This window comes from Humidisolicoccus flavus (genome assembly GCF_045689595.1).
Classification (GTDB): Bacteria; Actinomycetota; Actinomycetes; order Actinomycetales; family Microbacteriaceae; genus Humidisolicoccus; species Humidisolicoccus flavus.
This window is the reverse complement of the sequence record NZ_CP142724.1, coordinates 2,248,703-2,265,792: the sequence shown is the minus strand read 5'-3', so window position 1 is coordinate 2,265,792 and position 17,090 is coordinate 2,248,703. Positions and strand designations below refer to the sequence as shown.

General features: G+C 62.5%; 14 protein-coding genes and 1 tRNA gene. 3 read left to right on the top strand and 12 right to left on the bottom strand.

Annotated elements, in window-relative coordinates:
* The first annotated feature begins 34 nt into the window (after window positions 1–34).
* The gene (ribH, locus tag U2H20_RS10900) at window positions 35–511 is read left to right on the top strand and encodes a 6,7-dimethyl-8-ribityllumazine synthase (RefSeq protein WP_430592302.1); all 477 of its coding nucleotides are present in this window, start codon (window positions 35–37) and stop codon (window positions 509–511) included.
* A gap of 119 nt (window positions 512–630) precedes the next feature.
* On the opposite strand, the gene U2H20_RS10895 is transcribed toward ribH, so the two are convergent.
* The 3 genes from U2H20_RS10895 to U2H20_RS10885 are packed head-to-tail and all read right to left on the bottom strand — an operon-like array spanning window position 631 to window position 3,232.
* Window positions 631–1,455 carry an ABC transporter permease gene (locus tag U2H20_RS10895; protein ID WP_430592301.1) on the bottom strand — a complete coding sequence of 275 codons (825 nt, stop codon included), beginning with the start codon at window positions 1,453–1,455 and terminating at the stop codon, window positions 631–633.
* A complete protein-coding gene (locus U2H20_RS10890; RefSeq protein WP_430592300.1) occupies window positions 1,452–2,309 on the bottom strand; it encodes an ABC transporter permease in 858 nt (285 codons plus the stop codon). The genes U2H20_RS10895 and U2H20_RS10890 overlap by 4 nt, the downstream gene beginning before the upstream one ends.
* Complete coding sequence (locus tag U2H20_RS10885) at window positions 2,306–3,232, bottom strand: ABC transporter ATP-binding protein (protein ID WP_430592299.1); 927 nt, start codon at window positions 3,230–3,232, stop codon at window positions 2,306–2,308. Before U2H20_RS10885 ends, U2H20_RS10890 begins: the two co-directional genes overlap by 4 nt.
* 112 nt (window positions 3,233–3,344) lie before the next feature.
* On the opposite strand from U2H20_RS10885, the gene U2H20_RS10880 reads away from it, so the two are divergent.
* Window positions 3,345–3,545, top strand: a complete 201-nt coding sequence (locus tag U2H20_RS10880) for an AsnC family protein (protein WP_430592298.1) — start codon at window positions 3,345–3,347, stop codon at window positions 3,543–3,545.
* A 17-nt stretch (window positions 3,546–3,562) separates the two neighbouring features.
* Window positions 3,563–5,395, top strand: coding sequence for an ABC transporter ATP-binding protein (locus U2H20_RS10875; RefSeq protein WP_430592297.1), 1,833 nt, complete (start codon window positions 3,563–3,565; stop codon window positions 5,393–5,395).
* A 120-nt stretch (window positions 5,396–5,515) separates the two neighbouring features.
* Here the strand turns inward: U2H20_RS10875 and U2H20_RS10870 are convergent, their stop codons facing one another.
* From U2H20_RS10870 to topA, 9 genes are all read right to left on the bottom strand, one after another.
* On the bottom strand, window positions 5,516–6,985 hold the full coding sequence (locus tag U2H20_RS10870; protein WP_430592296.1) for an NAD-dependent succinate-semialdehyde dehydrogenase: 1,470 nt from the start codon (window positions 6,983–6,985) through the stop codon (window positions 5,516–5,518).
* A gap of 53 nt (window positions 6,986–7,038) precedes the next feature.
* A complete protein-coding gene (locus tag U2H20_RS10865; protein ID WP_430592295.1) occupies window positions 7,039–9,159 on the bottom strand; it encodes an MMPL family transporter in 2,121 nt (706 codons plus the stop codon).
* The gene (locus tag U2H20_RS10860) at window positions 9,156–9,746 is read right to left on the bottom strand and encodes an isochorismatase family protein (protein ID WP_430592294.1); all 591 of its coding nucleotides are present in this window, start codon (window positions 9,744–9,746) and stop codon (window positions 9,156–9,158) included. The genes U2H20_RS10865 and U2H20_RS10860 overlap by 4 nt, the downstream gene beginning before the upstream one ends.
* A 230-nt stretch (window positions 9,747–9,976) precedes the next feature.
* Window positions 9,977–10,052, bottom strand: a tRNA-Thr gene (locus U2H20_RS10855).
* Window positions 10,053–10,098: 46 nt separating this feature from the next.
* On the bottom strand, window positions 10,099–10,698 hold the full coding sequence (locus U2H20_RS10850) for a TetR family transcriptional regulator (RefSeq protein ID WP_430592293.1): 600 nt from the start codon (window positions 10,696–10,698) through the stop codon (window positions 10,099–10,101).
* Window positions 10,699–10,821: 123 nt separating this feature from the next.
* Window positions 10,822–12,435 (bottom strand): alpha/beta hydrolase, encoded by a 1,614-nt coding sequence (locus U2H20_RS10845; RefSeq protein WP_430592292.1) that lies wholly within the window; start codon window positions 12,433–12,435, stop codon window positions 10,822–10,824.
* 71 nt (window positions 12,436–12,506) lie between these two features.
* On the bottom strand, window positions 12,507–13,664 hold the full coding sequence (locus U2H20_RS10840) for a DNA polymerase III subunit delta' (protein ID WP_430592291.1): 1,158 nt from the start codon (window positions 13,662–13,664) through the stop codon (window positions 12,507–12,509).
* Between the two features lie 9 nt (window positions 13,665–13,673).
* A complete protein-coding gene (gene tmk / locus U2H20_RS10835; protein WP_430593635.1) occupies window positions 13,674–14,231 on the bottom strand; it encodes a dTMP kinase in 558 nt (185 codons plus the stop codon).
* A gap of 59 nt (window positions 14,232–14,290) precedes the next feature.
* Window positions 14,291–17,038, bottom strand: a complete 2,748-nt coding sequence (topA, locus tag U2H20_RS10830; RefSeq protein ID WP_430593634.1) for a type I DNA topoisomerase — start codon at window positions 17,036–17,038, stop codon at window positions 14,291–14,293.
* Window positions 17,039–17,090 lie beyond the last annotated feature (52 nt).

Here is a 17,090-nt window from a genome sequence, read left to right as displayed (position 1 = left end):
CACCGCCGAACATCGGCGAACGAAGGAGTACATCATGGCCGGAGAAGGCGCCCCTCAGTCCGCGCAGCTCGATGCGCGCGAACTCACCATTGCAATCGTCCACGGATCCTGGCACGACACGATCGCGACCGGACTGCTCGAAGGCGCCCGACGCGCGCTCGAAGAGTTCGGTGCAACCATCGTCGAATACCCGGTCCCTGGATCATTCGAACTTCCCGTCGTCTCGCAGGCAGCGCTCGAAGCCGGTGCTGATGCGGCGGTGGCGCTCGGTGTCATCATTCGTGGTGGCACGCCGCACTTCGAATACGTGTCTGATGCCGCGACCTCCGGCCTCACCCAGGTCACCATCGCCACCGGCAAGCCCGTCGGCTTCGGCGTACTCACGCTCGACAACGAGCAGCAGGGCATCGACCGAGCCGGATTCGAAGGCTCCAAGGAAGACAAGGGCCGCGAAGCAGCTGAAGCAGCCGTGACGACCGCGCTCGCCCTTCGCGCCATTCGTAGCCAGTAGCTCGCCGCGTTTCGAACGAGTACCCGCACCGGCCCTCACGGCTCGTGCGGGTACTTGTGTGTTCGGGGCGCACTTGGGTACGGACATCGCTCCCGCTGCGCCTCAGGCGATGCTCAGGCTCAGCGCAGGAACAGTTTCCGGAGACGCTTCGTCGTGAACACGAGACCAACCACGATCATGATCATGAAGTAGAGGATGTGGATCAGGATCTCGGGGCCGATCAGCCCGGTGGTGAGCATTCTGATCATGTCGACTCCGTGCCACAGCGGCATCGCCATGATGAACCACTGCACCGCCTCTGGATAAACCGTGATCGGGAAGAAGGTCGCGGACAGCAGGAACATCGGCATCATGACGAAGCCAACGAAATCGAGGTGCTGGAACGTCTTCATGTAGCTCGTGATTGCCATGCCGAACGAGGCGAACCCGAACGCAATGAGCAGCGCAGCAGGCACCGCCAGGAGCGCGGTCCAGGCCAGGTTGAGGCCCATGATCGTCGTCACGCACAGGAACCCGGTCGCATACAGGAGGCCGCGGAACAGCGCCAGGACGATCTCACCGAGCGCGACGTCGAGCGGTCCGAGCGAGGTCGAGAGCATGCTCTCGTAGAGCTTTGCATAGTGCATCTTGAAGAAGACGTTCATCGTCGAGTCGTAGACGGCACCGTTCATCGCGCTCACTGCCATCAGCGCCGGAGCGATGTATGCAGCGTAGGGAATTTCCTCGCCCTGGAACTCGACCGCACCGATCAGAGCACCGAGCCCGAGCCCCATCGACAGCAGGTAGAACACAGGCTCGAAGAACCCAGTGAGGACGATCAGCCAGTTCGTCTTTGCGATGACCGTGAGCCCGCGGCGCACGACCGAGCGGGAGTTGCCGGCGTAGACCGCGGACAATCCTCCGCTGTGGCGCGGAGGTGGTGAGGGGCGCATCGTTGAGGTCATTTGTCGAGCCTCTTCGCGAACACGCGGCACGAGATCAGAAACCCGAGCGCCGCAAGGAACAGCAGATACGCGATGTGGACCCCGGTGAGCCAGAGCTCGGATTCCGCACCGTAGCCGACACCTCGTCCGAGTTCGACCGCATGCCAGAGCGGCGAGACCCAACCAATCCACTGCAAACCGATTGGCAGCGTGTCGAGCGGAAAGTAGGTGCCGCTGAACAGGGTCAGTGGCGTGATGAGAAAGCGTTCGATGAACGAGAGTTGCCCCCGGTCGTCGCGCTGCGTCGCAACCCACGCCATGACGCACAGACCGACGGACGTCGCGAGGAGGGCTGCGACCACGAGTAGCAGGATCGGCACAAATCCGTGCACGATGCCAAAGGCGTACATCACGATCAAGAAGAATGATGCCGCCGGAACGACGCGAGCCAGCGTGCCGAGAGTGAATCCCACGACGATCTGGCGCGGAGAGATCGGCGAGGAGTTCATTGCCTCGAAGATCGGATTCCACTTGAATCCACCGAAGACACCGTAGGTGTTCTCCTGCGAGGCAGCGAGCATCGAGCCAGAAAGGAGGAGCGCTGGGGCGAGGAACGTGAGGTAGCCTACGCCGTCGACCGATTCAGCACCCTGACGCTGGTTGACGAGCAGCGCCAAGCCTGCCCCCAGGCCGAGCAGATACAACACTGGGCTGCCGAAGCCGATGATGAAGAACGAGCCGACGTAGGAACGCATCTGGCGCACACGATGTTCCGCGATGTACCACCAGCCCCATCGGCGGGTGCGATCGCCAGGGTTTGCTTCTTTGATGACCGCGCTCGTTCCGCCCGACTGGAGAGGATGTTGGATGGTCATTCGATGAGGCTCCGGCCGGTGAGCCGCAAGAAGACGTCTTCGAGACTCGAACGACGAACGAGCGAGGTAATTGGGGTGAGCCCCCGCGCAGTGACTTCGTGCATCGCGGCTTCGCCATCGGCGGCGTAGACGAGGATGCGATCTGGGAGCACCTCGACCCGATCACCGAGCCCCTGAAGGGTGCTCGCGGCTTCTTCGTTTCTGGAGGAGCCGAAGCGCAGTTCGAGCACCTCACGGGTCGAGTACTGGCGAATGAGTGCCGCGGGCGAGCCCTCGGCGACGATCCGCCCCTGGTCGACGACGACGAGTCGGTCGCAGAGCTGTTCCGCTTCGTCCATGTAGTGGGTCGTCAACACGAGCGTCGTGCCTTCTTCTTTGAGTCGGAAGAGGCGATCCCAGAGCACGTGCCGCGCCTGCGGATCGAGACCTGTTGTCGGCTCGTCGAGCAACATGATCTTCGGAGTGTTCATGAGCGCACGAGCGATCGTGAGCCGGCGCTTCATGCCACCGGAGAGACCGTCGACCTTTGCGGTCCGCTTCTCTTCGAGTTGCGCGAAACCGAGGAGGTCTTCAGCCCGGGCGCGCGAGTCTGCTCGCGAGAGGCCGAAGTAGCGACCATAGACGACCAGATTGTCGAAGACTCGGAGCTCGGAATCGAGGTTGTCTGCTTGCGGGACGATACCGAGTTGCGCGCGAATCGCCGGGCCGTTCTGCTCGGCGTCGAGGCCGAGGACGTCGAGGGTTCCACTCGTTCGCGTCGAGGTCGCGCTGATCATGCGCATCGTTGTCGATTTACCGGCACCGTTCGGTCCGAGAAAACCGAAGGCCTCGCCGGGTGCGATCTCGAAATCGATCCCGTCGACCGCGGTGAACGCGTCGTATTTCTTGGTGAGTCCCTTGGCGGCGATGACAGGTGTTGGCACGATTGATCACTTTACTCCCGAGCTCAGACAAGTCCGGCCCTTCGAGCATTTGCTGAGCGGAAAGCGTCAACACATATTGACACACGAACCATTTGTCAATCATGATTGACACATGCGCACCATAAACGCTGGCGACGACTCCGCCCCAACACTTCGCGAACTCCGAGAATGCGCCGCCCAGCGCACCGCCCTCGAGCAGAGCGAAGCCGCACTGGTCCGTCGCGCGCGAGTCGAGGGATACGCTTGGGCTGCAATTGCGAGCGCCCTCGGAATCACACGACAAGCGGCGCACAAGAAATACGGAAAGCGGTAAGAACAGTGTCGAACGGCGTGCTCAAACGCAAACAGACCAAAGACGCAGGGCCCCGAGCGAGCTTCCGCCAGCTGCTCCCCTACTTGTTCGAACGACGAGGACTGCTCGTCCTCACGCTGATCCTCTCCGTGCTCGGAGCGATCACTGCACTGCTCCAGCCCGTGCTCGTGCAGCAGGTCATCGTTCGAGTCGAAGCTGCCGAACCGCTCACGATCATCGTGTACGCGCTCATTGCGCTCGTCGTCGCGAACGGTCTCGCAACCGGCTTCCAGCACTATCTTCTCCAGCGCATGGGAGAGGGAGTCGTCCTTTCCAGCCGCAAACAACTCGTCGCAAAGATCCTGCACCTGCCGATCGCCGAGTTCGATGCGCGTCGCACCGGCGACCTCGTCAGCCGCGTCGGCAGCGACACCACCCTCCTCCGCGCAGTCCTCACGCAAGGCCTCGTCGAAGCGATCGGCGGCACACTCACCTTCGTCGGAGCGATCGTCGCGATGCTCATCATCGACCCGATTCTCTTCCTGCTCACTCTCGCGGTCGTCGTAATCGCACTCGCCCTCGTCGTCGTGCTCTCGGGCAAGATCCGCAAGGCGAGCCTCGTTGCGCAGGAACGAGTCGGAGCGCTCACCTCATCGATTGAGCGAGCAATCTCCTCGGTCCGAACCGTTCGCGCCGCCAACGCCACGGAGCGAGAGATCACGACCGTCCACGAGAACTCCACGGCAGCGTACGGTGCCGGGCTCAAGGTCGCGCGAATTTCCGCGCTCGTCGTTCCCATCGCAGGCATCGCCATGAACGCTGCGTTCATTACGGTGCTCGGTGTTGGCGGATTCCGGGTTGCTTCCGGTGACCTCCCGATCGCATCGCTCGTGTCCTTCCTGCTCTTCCTCTTCCTGATGATCATGCCGCTGGGTCAAGCGATCGGCGCGATCATGGCCGTCAACCAAGCGCTCGGCGCGCTCGGGCGGATCCAGGAGATCATCAATCTCCCCTCCGAATCGCACAACGATGCTCCACGCCAAGACACCGTGGTCGCGACCGCAGGAGTGCCCGCGATCGAGTTCTCCGGGGTGTCATTCCGCTACCCGGATGCAGTCGTCCGCGCGAAATCAGAAGAATCACCGCACGAAACCGTGCAGCAGAAGCCGATCCTGCAGGAGATCAGCTTCACGGTCGAGCGAGGCTCACGTACCGCACTCGTCGGCCCCTCCGGTGCGGGCAAATCGACCATCTTCGCGCTCATCGAACGCTTCTACGACGCTTCGAGCGGGACCGTGCGCATCCACGGCACCGACATCGCTGACGTCTCGCGGGCAGGCCTTCGCGCGGGTATCGGGTACGTCGAACAAGATGCCTCGGTGCTCGCGGGAACGATTCGAGAGAACCTCGTCCTCGGCGCCCCGGATGCGAGCGACGAGGACTGCCTCCGAGTCCTCGACGAGGTCAACCTCGCTGCGCTTGTGACACGCAACGAGCTCGGGCTCTCCGCACAGGTCGGCGAGGGCGGCGTTATGCTCTCCGGCGGCGAGCGTCAACGGCTCGCGATTGCCCGCGCACTGCTCGCAGGGCCACCGCTGCTCCTTCTCGACGAATCGACCTCGAGTCTCGACGGCACGAACGAGCAGTTGCTCGGCGATGCAATTCGCCGAGCCTCCGAAGACCGCACGCTGCTCGTGATCGCGCACCGCCTGTCGACCGTGATCGACAGCGACCGCATCATCGTGATCGATGGCGGCGAGATCAAAGGCGTCGGCACGCACGAAGAACTCATCCAGACCGTTCCGCTGTATCGAGCCCTCGCGGCGACGCAGCTTCTCGTCCCTGAAGACGAAGCGGCAGCAGGAGTGTAAAGGACCAGCAACGACGAAGGCCCGCGCAAATGCGCGGGCCTTCGTCTTGTCCGCGGTTGCACCGACAGGGCCAACCGGGATTGGACCGACGGGGCTAAGCGACGGAGCTGAGCGACGGAGCTAAGCGAAGGGGTTCGGCATGAGCGTGTACTTCGTTTCGAGATACTCGTAGATCCCCTCGAGACCGCCCTCTCGCCCAAGACCCGACTGCTTCACGCCGCCGAATGGGCCAGCAGCGTTGGAGACCACGCCGACGTTGAGACCCATCATGCCCGTGTCGATCTCACTGATCATGCGCTGACCTCGCTGTGCGTCGCTCGTGAAGACGTAGCCGACGAGTCCGTACTCCGTTGCGTTCGCAAGTCGGATCGCGTCTTCCTCGTCGCTGAAGCGTTGCACGGCGATCACCGGCGCGAAGATCTCCTCCACGCTGACCGACATCTTCGGCGTGACGGCGTCGAGCACGGTCGGCTCGAAGAAGCTGCCTTCGCCCTCGACCGCCTTCCCGCCGGTCACGAGCGTTGCGCCGTCAGCGACGGCCTCCTCAACGAGTCTCGAGCTGTTATCGACTGCCTTGTCGTTGATGAGTGGACCGATCTTGACGTCGTCTTCGGTGCCCCGCCCGATCGGCAGGTCACGAACTCGAGCCGCGAGCTTCTCAACGAAGGTGTCCGCGATGCTCTCCTGCACGATGAAACGGTTGGCAGCGGTGCAGGCCTGACCGATGTTGCGGAACTTCGCCAGCATCGCGCCCTCCACTGCCTTGTCGATGTCCGCGTCGTCAAACACCACGAAGGGGGCGTTGCCACCGAGCTCCATCGAGGTCTTCAGCACGTTCTTCGCGGCCTTCTCGAGGAGCGAGACGCCCACCGGGGTCGAACCCGTGAAGCTGATCTTCCGGAGACGCGAGTCGGCGATGAGCGCATCCGAGACCTCGCCCGTCGACGTTGTCGTCACCACGTTGACGACGCCGGCAGGAAGACCAGCGTCTTCGAGCAACTGTACGAACGCGAGTGTGGTCAGCGGGGTGAGTGTTGCGGGCTTCACGACCGCAGTGCAGCCGGCGGCAAGTGCAGGCGCGATCTTGCGGGTCGCCATCGCGAGCGGGAAGTTCCACGGGGTGATGAGGTAGCACGGGCCGACGGGTCGATGCGTCACGATCATCTGCCCCGTGCCCTCGGGCGTTGGGGTGTAGCGACTCCCGATTCGCACGGCCTCTTCACTGAACCAACGGAGGAACTCACCGCCATAGGCGACCTCGCCGCGCGACTCGGCGAGCGGCTTGCCCATTTCGAGGGTCATGAGCAACGCAAAGTCTTCTTTTCGTTCCTGCAGGAGATCGAATGCTCGCCGAAGAATCTCGCCGCGCTCGCGCGCCGGGGTCTTGGCCCAGTCGCTTTGCGCCTCATCGGCGGCCGTGAGCGCCCGCAGACCGTCAGCGACGGACCCATCAGCGATCTGACACAACGCCTTGCCGGTCGCAGGGTCACTGACGTCGATCGTGCCCTGCTCCCCCGCGACCCACTTGCCGTTGATGTACAGCTTGTTCGGAATCGAGGCGATGAGTTCTTGCTCACGCGATTGCGTCATGGGATCTCCTTCGTTGGATCGAGGTGAAGCAATCGTAGCGCCAGCGTCTGACGCTACTGACGCTTCCTGAGCTTCGACGGCCACCACATGAAGGGCCCGACGACGTGCGCAATCGCAGGCACCTGGAGCGATCGAACGATGATCGTGTCGATGAGCACACCGAGCGACACGATGATCGCCAGTTGCAGCAGGAACAGAATCGGGATCACTCCGAGTGCAGCGAAGGTCGCAGCGAGCACAACACCTGCGCTCGTGATCACTCCACCGGTGACCGTGAGCCCGCGACGAATCCCCTCGTGATGTCCGTGCTTGACCGTTTCTTCGCGGACACGAGTCATCAAGAAGATGTTGTAGTCGATGCCGAGCGCCACGAGGAATACGAAGGAGAACAACGGCACCGAGGGGTCCATCGCGCTCTTGCCGAGCGCTTGCAGGATGAGCGCACCGAGCCCGAGCGCGGTCGCGAAGGACAGGACGGTGGTCAGGATCAGGATGATCGGCGCGATGATCGCTCGAAGCAGCAGCATGAGAATGCCGAGAATCACGACGAGGATGATCGGAATGATCAGGTTCCGGTCCCGGATCGACGTGTCCTTCGTGTCGAGTGAGACCGCAGTGGTGCCACCGACGAGCGCATCAGGGACCTCCGAGTGAAGCTCCGCTCGCAAGTCGCGAATCGTCTCCTGCGCCGCATCAGAGTCGGGCGCATCCGAAAGAGTGACCTGCAACAGCACCTCGCCGTTTGCGACGGTTGGTTCGACATCGGCAAATGGGGAGCCCGGAGGCTGCGCCTCGAGCGGGTACGGCAGGGTTCCGCTCGGCGAATCGGCCGCGGTCACCGAAACCGACTCCACACCGTCGTTCGCGAGCGTGAGCTCTGCAGCGGCATCGAGTTCATCTTCGGGCACCGTGACGTAGGCGGGTGATCCTGCACCGGCTGGGAAGTGCTCCGCGAGCAAAGCCTGCCCGTCGCGAGACTCCGAGGCGGTCGTCACGAACTCGCTCGTCGGCACACCGTCGGGTTGGAGCGCGACGAGGCCGACGGCTCCTGCGCCAAGGAGTGCCGTCGTCGTGATCCAGACGACGGATCGCCGACGGTCGACAAGCTTCGCGACCTTCGTCCAGATGCCGTGCGAGGCCTCAGAGGCCTTGACGACCTTGCGCGGCCAGTATGCGACCTTGCCAAACGCCAGCAACAGCGCCGGAAGCAGGGTGAGGCCCGCCACGATGGCGCAGACGATTCCGAGCGCGGCAACAGGGCCGAGGGATCGGTTCGAGTTCAGGTCCGAGAGCAGTAGGCAGAGCAGACCAGCGATCACCGTGCCACCAGAGGCGAGAATCGGCTCGATGACACCGCGGATCGACGCTTTCGTGGCGTCCCATCGGCTCTCGAAGTTCGCGAGTTCTTCTCGATACCGCGCGACGTACAGCAGACCGTAGTCAGTGGCGGCACCGATGACGAGGATGAACAAGATGCCCTGGGTCTGCCCGCTGATCTGGATGACCCCCGCCCCCGCGAGCGAGGAAACGAGGAGAATTGCCGCACAGAGGGCGAACACGCTTGTCAGGAGCACCAGGATCGGCAGGAGCGGCGATCGGTAGACGATCACGAGGATCACGAAGACTGCAGCGATCGCCACGAGCAGCAGGATGCCGTCGATTCCCGAGAACGCTTCAGCGAGGTCGGTCGTGAAACCAGCCGGACCGGTGACCGCAGCCTCGATGCCATTCGGAACATCTTGCAGGATTGCGCGAATCGCCTCGACCACGGGACGTGGTGAATCATCAGTGATGATCGCGACCGCTTGGACCGCCACCTCATCCTCACTCGGAATGAGCGGCGAAACTTCGTCGACACCCTCGACATCGCCAATTTGCGTCAAGAGTTCGTCGAGGTCAGCGATGGTCGCTTCGGAGAGCGCTTCGTCGCCGCTCATCACGATGATCGCGGGGATTCCCTCATCACCCAGAAAATCAGGAAGGAGTTCCTGCACCTTCGTGGCTTCTGCACTGGCGGGCAGGAATGCCGCCTGGTCGTTCTCGACCACTTTCGAGAGGGTGCCAAACGACATTCCGCCGAAGGAACCGACTGCGAACCAGGCGACAATCAGGAGCGCGGGGAGGAGGATTCGGATCGCTCGTACGCCACCGCGTGGACGGGTCTTCGTGCTCACGATGCGCTGGGTTCTGCGCGCACGACCTCAATACCTTCGGCCTGCATTTCGGTGATCGCCGTTGCTCGCGATTCGGCCGCGACGGCACTGGTCAGCTCATCGAAAACGCGCACCTGCAGCCCGAGCCGAGCCGCGTCGAGCGCGCTGGCCTTCACGCAGTAGTCGGTGGCAATGCCGACGATGTCAAGCTCGGTGACTCCCTGCTCGCCGAGGATCTCGGTGAGCGTCTCCTCGTCTCGCGTTGTGCCTTCGAACGCAGAATAGGCGGGCCGACCCTGACCTTTTTCAATGTGGACGTCAACGAGCGTGACATCGAGTTCCGGGTGGTACTCGGCGCCCGCGGTGTCCGCGACGCAGTGCACGGGCCAGGTCTCGACGAAGTCGGGGGCGTCATCGGCGAAGTGCCCGCCGTTCGAGTTCTCGGCGTCATGCCAGTCACGGCTTGCGATCACGAGCGAGTAGTCGCCTGCGGTCGACTGAACGAATTCGGTGATCGCGGCGGCCACGGCAGCGCCACCAGTCGTTGCGAGCGCCCCACCTTCGGTGAAGTCATTCTGAACGTCGACAATCAACAGCGCTTTTGTCATGCCCGTCTCTCTGTATCTCGAGGATTGTGACCCTGAACGGCTCACTCGATTTAGTTTACTCGGTGTACTAGTTTGATTATGCACCTTGCTGCGGCATGCGACAACTCGAACCTTCACGGGACCCCGGCACCCGGCGCGCGCAGCGGATCAGGCTGATTCAGAACTGCACAGCGGGGCGCGAGAAACAAAAAAGAGCCGGAGCACGAGGCTCCGACTCTGTTGATTTCTTTTGGAGCCACCTACCAGAATCGAACTGGTGACCTATTCATTACGAGTGAATCGCTCTGCCGACTGAGCTAAGGTGGCGTGTGCCGAGGCACGAACGTCGATACTACCGGATGTTCACCAGATTTTACGAACTGACGATCTCACCCAGCATCGCGAACGACGCACGAATGTCCTCCGTGTACTCCTCCGGGGTCTCTTCAGAAGCCGCCCAACGGAACCAAGCCGAACGCGCTGCAGCAGTCGCCATGAGCGCCGTCAAGTGTGCTTTGTGGCGCAATTCCGGGCCATCCGCTTCGCCACTGTCGATCATGTGCTCGGCGACGAGCCCTGCGAGCGTGAGTTCGATCTCCTGCATCTGCACCATTCGCTGCGCGAACAAGACCGGATACGAGCGCAGCACCTCGCGACGAAGCCTCGACAACTCCCGGTCGGGCGCGCTGGGACTCATCGCCTGAATGATGTACTCGAGCAAGCGCTCGATGATCGAGTCCGAGGCGTCGAGCCCGAGCTCCTCGCGACTTGGCGTTCCAGGAATCTCGCCGATGAGTGAGGCGTCTCGGGTCGGAAAGTAGTTGAAGAACGTCCTCGGACTGATGTTCGCGCGCTCAGCGATCGCATCGACCGTCGCACGGTCGAGGCCATCCTCTTTCGCGATTTCTAAGCCTGCCCACTGAATTGCGCGGCGCGTCGCCAATCGCTTGCGTTCTCGAAGTCCAACATCCACGGCTATATTCTTGCACATTCTGCAATATTGCAGTCTTTGGTGCTTCTCAGTGGAACCGCTGCATCCAGAGACGAAGCAGGGCACGCAATTGTGCGTGCCCTGCTTCGATCACGAGCGCCTCACTCAGCAGTCGAGGTCGCCGGAGAGCTCTGTGCCATTCAAGAAGTAGTCGGTCACCGGCTGATCGACACAGGCATTGCCACTGTTGTACTGGCCGTGCCCCTCGGCCTCGACGGTGATGAGCACGCCGCTGTCGAGCATGTCAGCGGTCTTGACCGACCATTCGTATGGCGTGGCCGGATCGTTCGTGCCACCGATCACGATGATCTGGTTCGCCCCCGGCGCGTTGATCTCGTGCGGCTCGCGCGTCGATTCGAACGGCCATGAACCGCAGATGCCACCACCGGCGAAGTCCTGTCCGAAGATCGGCGCAACCTCTTGCAACTCTTCAGCGTCCTGACGAACCTGGTCTCGCGATCGCTCCGCCGGATAGTCGAGGCAGTTGATCGCCATGAATGCTTCGGAGGAATTGTCCGCGAAGGTGCCGTCCGGGTTCAAACCGTTGTACTGGTCCGCGTTCTGCATCGCGAACTCGCCGCTGCCGTCCATGACGGTTTGGAAGACCTCGCTGAGCGTCGACCACGATGACGACGAGTAGAGGTTGTACGCGATTGCCGTGAAAAGGGTGCTCGAGCCGAGCTGACGCCCGTCCGCGACCTTCAGCGGCTTCTCCGCAACCTCGTCGAGGAGTGCGCGGACGTCCTTCGATGCGTCCTCCACGGAGCCGTCGAAGGGGCATTTGGAGCCATTGAGGCAGGACTCGAGATACGCGGTCAGCGCTCCTTCGAAGCCTTTCGCTTGGAAGAGCGACATCTCAGAGTCCGTCGTGGTCGGCGCGACTGCTGCGTCGAGGACGAAGCGACCGACCTTGTCGGTGAACAACTCTGCATAAGTCGCCCCGAGAAGCGTTCCGTATGAAACACCGAGATAGTTGAGCTGCTCTTCACCGACGAGCGCTCGGATCAGGTCCATGTCGCTCGCTGCCTGCTCTGTGCCGACGAAGCCGAGGAGATCACCCGTGTGCTCGAGGCACTGCTGACCGAACTCTTCTCCGGCCGCAGCTGCGTCTTCGAACCAATCGTCGCTCAAGAACTCCGGCTGCTCGCCGGACGGGATGTCGTAGAGCCAGTCCTTGAAGTATTCGGGGTCGTCGTAGCAACTCACCGGAGAAGACTCGCCAACGCCGCGAGGGTCGAACCCGACGACGTCGTAGTGTTCGAGCACATCGGCGGGGATCAGGTACTCGGCGTACTGGGAGATGTATTCGAAGCCGGAACCGCCCGGGCCGCCCGGGTTGTAGAGCAGCGCGCCGTAACGCTCACCGTCAGCGGGACGAATCACCATGCTCACCGTGATCGGCTCGTGGTCGTCCGGGTTGAACCAGTCCATGGGCGCTTCGACGGTGCCACAGATCTTCGAACCGAGACATTCCTGCCAGTCGACGTCCTGCGTGTAGAACGACTCGACATCGGCGCTCGGAAAGTCACCGCTTGGACCGTGCGGGTACACGCTGTTGCCGTCGCCTGCGGAGGAGCCCCCACCGCTTGAACCGCCGGAGCTTCCCGAGTTGCTGCCTGGCAGAGAGAAGAACGATGGCGGCGGGATGCAGGCGGAGAGCAGCAGTGTTGCGATCGCGGCAACGCCGATGAGCGACATCCGTCGAGTCGATGGCTTCATGTGGTTCCTTTCAGCGACTCCAAGCCTACGGGGCTGCGAAGACTTCGACCCCGGAGGTTTGCTGGATGTTTTCAGACGAGCGTGCTTCCGCGGGTGGCCAATCGGACCAGCATCGCCTCGAGTGCAAGCAGTGGCGGAACGTTGCGTGCGATTCGAGCCCGGGCGTGCGTGATCCGATCGAGCATCGCGATCGTCTCTTCGGGCCGCATCGACTCGGAGAGATCTCGGACCTGCCCTGCGATGTGCGAATTGACCAGCTCCGCCTCATCGTCGAGCTGCAGCACGATCACATCGCGGAACAGCGACATCAGGTCCACGAGGATTCGATCGACTCCATCGCGGAGGCCACGCTTCGCGCGATTCTTCTGGCCTTCTTCGAGCGCTCGAATATGCGAACGCATTGCTGGCGGCACTGCGGCTCCGGGAGCGATCCCGAGCTGCCGAAGGACTTCAGCGCGCTCTTCGTCGTCTCGCTCGGCAGTGAACGCTTCGGCGTCTGCAGAGGCGATGTCGATCAGGGCAGCAGCCGCGAGCACGGCTGCCCCAACGGTCTGAATTTGCAGCACGATCTCGAGGCTTTTTGCCCTGCGGTTCCAAGCCTCGTCACTCGTGGCGAGTTTGCGCGCCATTCCGATGTGGCTCTGCGCCAGTTGCGCGGCGATGAGCGCGCGCTCCGGCGAGACACCATCGCGCTCGGTAAGGAGCCTTGCAACGGCTGAAACCTCGGGAACCGTGAGATTCACCGAGCGAACGCGCGAGCGAATCGTCGGGAGCAGATCGGCTTCACTGGGCGCGCACAAGATCCACACGGTGCGCTCGGGCGGCTCTTCCAGCGCTTTCAGCAGCGTGTTGCTCGTCCGCTCGACCATCCGATCGGCGTCCTCGACGACCACCACCCGGTAGCGCCCGACCGAAGGCGAGTAATAGCTGCGCTTCACGGCTTCGCGCGCGCTATCGATGTTGATGATGACGCCATCAGTCGAGAGCACCGCCAGATCGGGGTGCGTGCGCGCTTCCACCTGTGTGATCGTCGCCTCATCGACATGATCCGGAGGGCTGAGCAGGGCAGCGGCGAAGGCGAACGCCAGATTCGAACGGCCCGATCCTGGTGGTCCTGTGATGAGCCAGGAGTGCGTCATCGCGGCGTCGAGCGGATCAACGGTCGCGGCGGCACGCTGCAAGGCATCAACGGCTGCTTCGTGCCCGACGAACTCGCTCCAAATACTCACGCGTTGAGCCTACGCGAGACCCTCCGACACTCGTTCCCGAATCTGCTCGTGGAGCGCATCGGGAGACAGGGTCGCGTCGAGGACCAGGAACCGCTCCGGTTCGGCAGCTGCGAGCGCGAGATAGGCATTTCGTACTCGCTCGTGAAACTCGAGTCGCTCGGCTTCGAGCCTGTCGTACTCGCCCTGACGCGCATCACGCCGCGAGCTGCCGACTGCGGGATCCAGATCGAGCAGGATCGTGAGATCCGGCATGAGGTCTTCGGCCGCCCACATCGACAAGGCTCGAATCTGTTCTCCGTCGAGCACTCGCCCGGCGCCTTGATACGCGACCGAGGAATCGAGGTACCGGTCCTGCAACACGACGCTGCCCTGCTCGAGCGCTGGCCGCACGAGCGTGGCAATGTGGTGCGCGCGATCGGCTGCGTAGAGCAGTGCCTCGGCACGGGGTGCAACGTGACCGCGACGGTGCTGAACGAGATGACGGATCTCGACTCCGAGTTCGGTCCCGCCAGGTTCTCGCGTTGCGACTACTGACCGGCCCTCGGACTCGAGCCATGCCGCAAGCATGCGCGATTGCGTCGTTTTTCCCGCACCATCACCACCCTCGAAGGTGATAAACACTCGGACTACTCCGTCGTCTCGGAAGTCGTCGACTTCTTCGCAGCCGGTTTCTTGGCAGCAGGCTTCTTCGCTGCGGGCTTCTTCGCTGCAGGCTTCTTCGCTGCAGGCTTCTTCGCTGCAGGCTTCTTCGCAGCAGGTTTCTTGGCTGGGCCCTTGTCACGTTTGATCTGCAAGAGTTCGACCGCGCGCTCGAAGGTGACGGCCTCGACGTCCTCGCCACGAGGGATCGTCGCGTTCGTTGTGCCGTCCGTCACGTACGGGCCGAAGCGCCCGTCCTTCACCTTGATCGGTTTGCCGCTGACGGGGTCTGCGTCGAATTCCTTCAAGGCGGAGGCCGCACGTCGCGCCCCGTACTTCGGCTGCGCAAGACGCTCGAGCGCGCCCTCCAGGTCGATCGCGAAAATCTGGTCCTCGGAGTCGAGCGAGCGGCTCTCCTCCCCCTTCGTTATGTACGGGCCGAAGCGGCCATTCCGCGCGAGAATCTCCTCGCCACTCTCGGGATCCAAACCAACGACCCGCGGCAGGTCGAGCAGCTTCACTGCAGTGTCGAGATCGATTTCGTCGATCGTCATTGTCTTGAACAGCGAGCCCGTCCGGGGCTTTGGCGCTTTTGCCGCTTTCTTCTTGGGCTTGGCGTCTTCTGCCTCCGGAGTAGACGCTTCAGGCTCCGGCTCAAGCTCGGTCACGTAGGGGCCGAATCGCCCGTCCTTGACCACGACGGTCTTGTGCGTGACAGGGTGCTGACCGAGCACACGGTCCTCCTGCGGCGGTGCGTTGAACAATTCGATCGCGAGCTGCTCGGTGAGTTCGTCTGGTGCGAGCTCTTCAGGTACGTTCGCGGTCTTCCGCTCCCCAGCCTCGTCGACACCCTCGAGATACGGACCGTACTGGCCGACGCGGAGCATGATGCCCTCGGCGACAGGGATCGAGTTGATCGCCTTCGCGTCGATCTCGCCGAGGTTGTCGACAACGGAGTGCAATCCTTCGTTGCCTTCGCGGCCGTAATAGAAGCCCTTGAGCCAGTCGACTCGGTCAGCCTCACCGGAAGCGATCCGGTCGAGATCGTTCTCCATCTCGGCGGTGAAGTCGTATTCCACGAACTTACCGAGGTGCTCTTCGAGCAGGTTCATGGTCGCGAACGCGATCCACTGCGGCACGAGCGCACTGCCCTTTTGAACAACGAAGCCGCGACGAACGATTGTGTCGATGATCGACGCGTAGGTCGAGGGACGGCCAATACCGAGCTCTTCGAGCGCCTTCACGAGGCTCGCTTCGGTGTATCGAGGAGGCGGGCTCGTGACGTGGTCTTTCCGCTCGAGCTCTTCGAGGTCGACCTGCTCGTTTTCGTCGACAGGTGGGAGCGTCGTCTGCTGATCGCTCTCGTTCGAGTAGCGCGACTCGTCCTTGCCCTCTTCATAGGCGTGCAGGAAGCCGGGCTCGGTGATGACGGTTCCCGCAGCGGTGAACTCGGCACGACCCTCGTCGGTTGCGGAGGATGCCAGCGTGATCGTGGCGGTCTTTCCGGTCGCGTCGATCATCTGTGAGGCAACAGTGCGCTTCCAGATGAGGTCGTAGAGGCGGAACTCGTTGGTCGTCAGCTTCTTTTCGAGCGTCGAGGGGGTCCTGAAGGTGTCGCCCGCGGGACGAATCGCTTCGTGCGCCTCCTGCGCGTTCTTCGACTTGCTCGCGTAGGTGCGCGGAGAATCCGGCAGCGATGACTTGCCGTACAGCCGCTCCGCTTCTCCACGTGCTGCCTGGATTGCCTGCGAGGAGAGCGAAATGGAGTCGGTACGCATATAGGTGATGTACCCGTTTTCGTACAGCGACTGCGCAACACTCATGGTCTGCTTCGCACTGAAGCGCAACTTCCGGCCCGACTCTTGCTGGAGTGTCGAGGTCGTGAAGGGTGCGCTCGGCTTGCGGCGGTATGGCTTCGACTCGATACCGGAAACGGTGAACTCCGTGCGTTTCAGAGCGTTCGCGAGTCGTTCGCTGCGCGCCTCATCGAGCACGATCCGGTTTGCTTTGACTGCACCGCGGTCGTCGAAGTCGCTGCCTGTCGCGACCCGTTCGCCGTCGAGGCGGACGAGGCGGGCATTGAAGTTCTGGCCGCGAGCGCTGAAGCGGCCTGCAAGACTCCAGTACGGGGCGGCAACGAACGCCATGCGTTCACGCTCGCGGTCGACGATGAGCCGCGTCGTCGGGGACTGTACTCGACCGGCGGAGAGGCCCCGGCGGACCTTGCGCCAGAGCACCGGCGAAACCTCGTACCCATAGAGGCGGTCGAGGATTCGACGTGTTTCCTGCGCGTCGACGAGTTCGGTGTTGAGGTCGCGAGTCGCGTTTTTCGCGCGTTCGATCGCGTCTTTCGTGATTTCGTGGAACACCATGCGCTTGACGGGCACCTTCGGCTGCAGGACTTGCAGCAGGTGCCACGCGATGGCTTCTCCTTCGCGGTCCTCATCAGTTGCGAGGATGAGCTCATCGGCGTCTTTCAGCGCACGTTTGAGGTCTGCGACTGTCTTCTTCTTCTCGGAGTTGACCACGTAGTACGGCTCGAAGCCGTTCTCGATGTCAACGGCGAACTTGCCGTAGGGGCCCTTCTTGAGTTCAGCGGGCAGCTCTTTTGGGCTGACAAGGTCTCGGATGTGTCCGACCGAAGCGAGCACTGTGTAGCCCGCTCCGAGGTACTGCTCAATCGTCTTCCCTTTCGCCGGGGACTCAACGATTACAAGCTTGTTGCCTTCTGACACTTCGTTCACTGCTCCTCAAGTGGTCTGCGAGTCCAAACAATACACATGGCGC

What these genes read in the sequence shown, in the direction of transcription:
- U2H20_RS10890 (WP_430592300.1), bottom strand. Translation starts at nt 2,309, where the DNA reads ATGACCATCCAACATCCTCTCCAGTCGGGCGGAACGAGCGCGGTCATC.
- U2H20_RS10870 (WP_430592296.1), bottom strand. Translation starts at nt 6,985, where the DNA reads ATGACGCAATCGCGTGAGCAAGAACTCATCGCCTCGATTCCGAACAAG.
- U2H20_RS10845 (WP_430592292.1), bottom strand. Translation starts at nt 12,435, where the DNA reads ATGAAGCCATCGACTCGACGGATGTCGCTCATCGGCGTTGCCGCGATC.
- tmk (WP_430593635.1), bottom strand. Translation starts at nt 14,231, where the DNA reads ATGCTTGCGGCATGGCTCGAGTCCGAGGGCCGGTCAGTAGTCGCAACG.
- U2H20_RS10860 (WP_430592294.1), bottom strand. Translation starts at nt 9,746, where the DNA reads ATGACAAAAGCGCTGTTGATTGTCGACGTTCAGAATGACTTCACCGAA.
- ribH (WP_430592302.1), top strand. Translation starts at nt 35, where the DNA reads ATGGCCGGAGAAGGCGCCCCTCAGTCCGCGCAGCTCGATGCGCGCGAA.
- U2H20_RS10895 (WP_430592301.1), bottom strand. Translation starts at nt 1,455, where the DNA reads ATGACCTCAACGATGCGCCCCTCACCACCTCCGCGCCACAGCGGAGGA.
- U2H20_RS10880 (WP_430592298.1), top strand. Translation starts at nt 3,345, where the DNA reads ATGCGCACCATAAACGCTGGCGACGACTCCGCCCCAACACTTCGCGAA.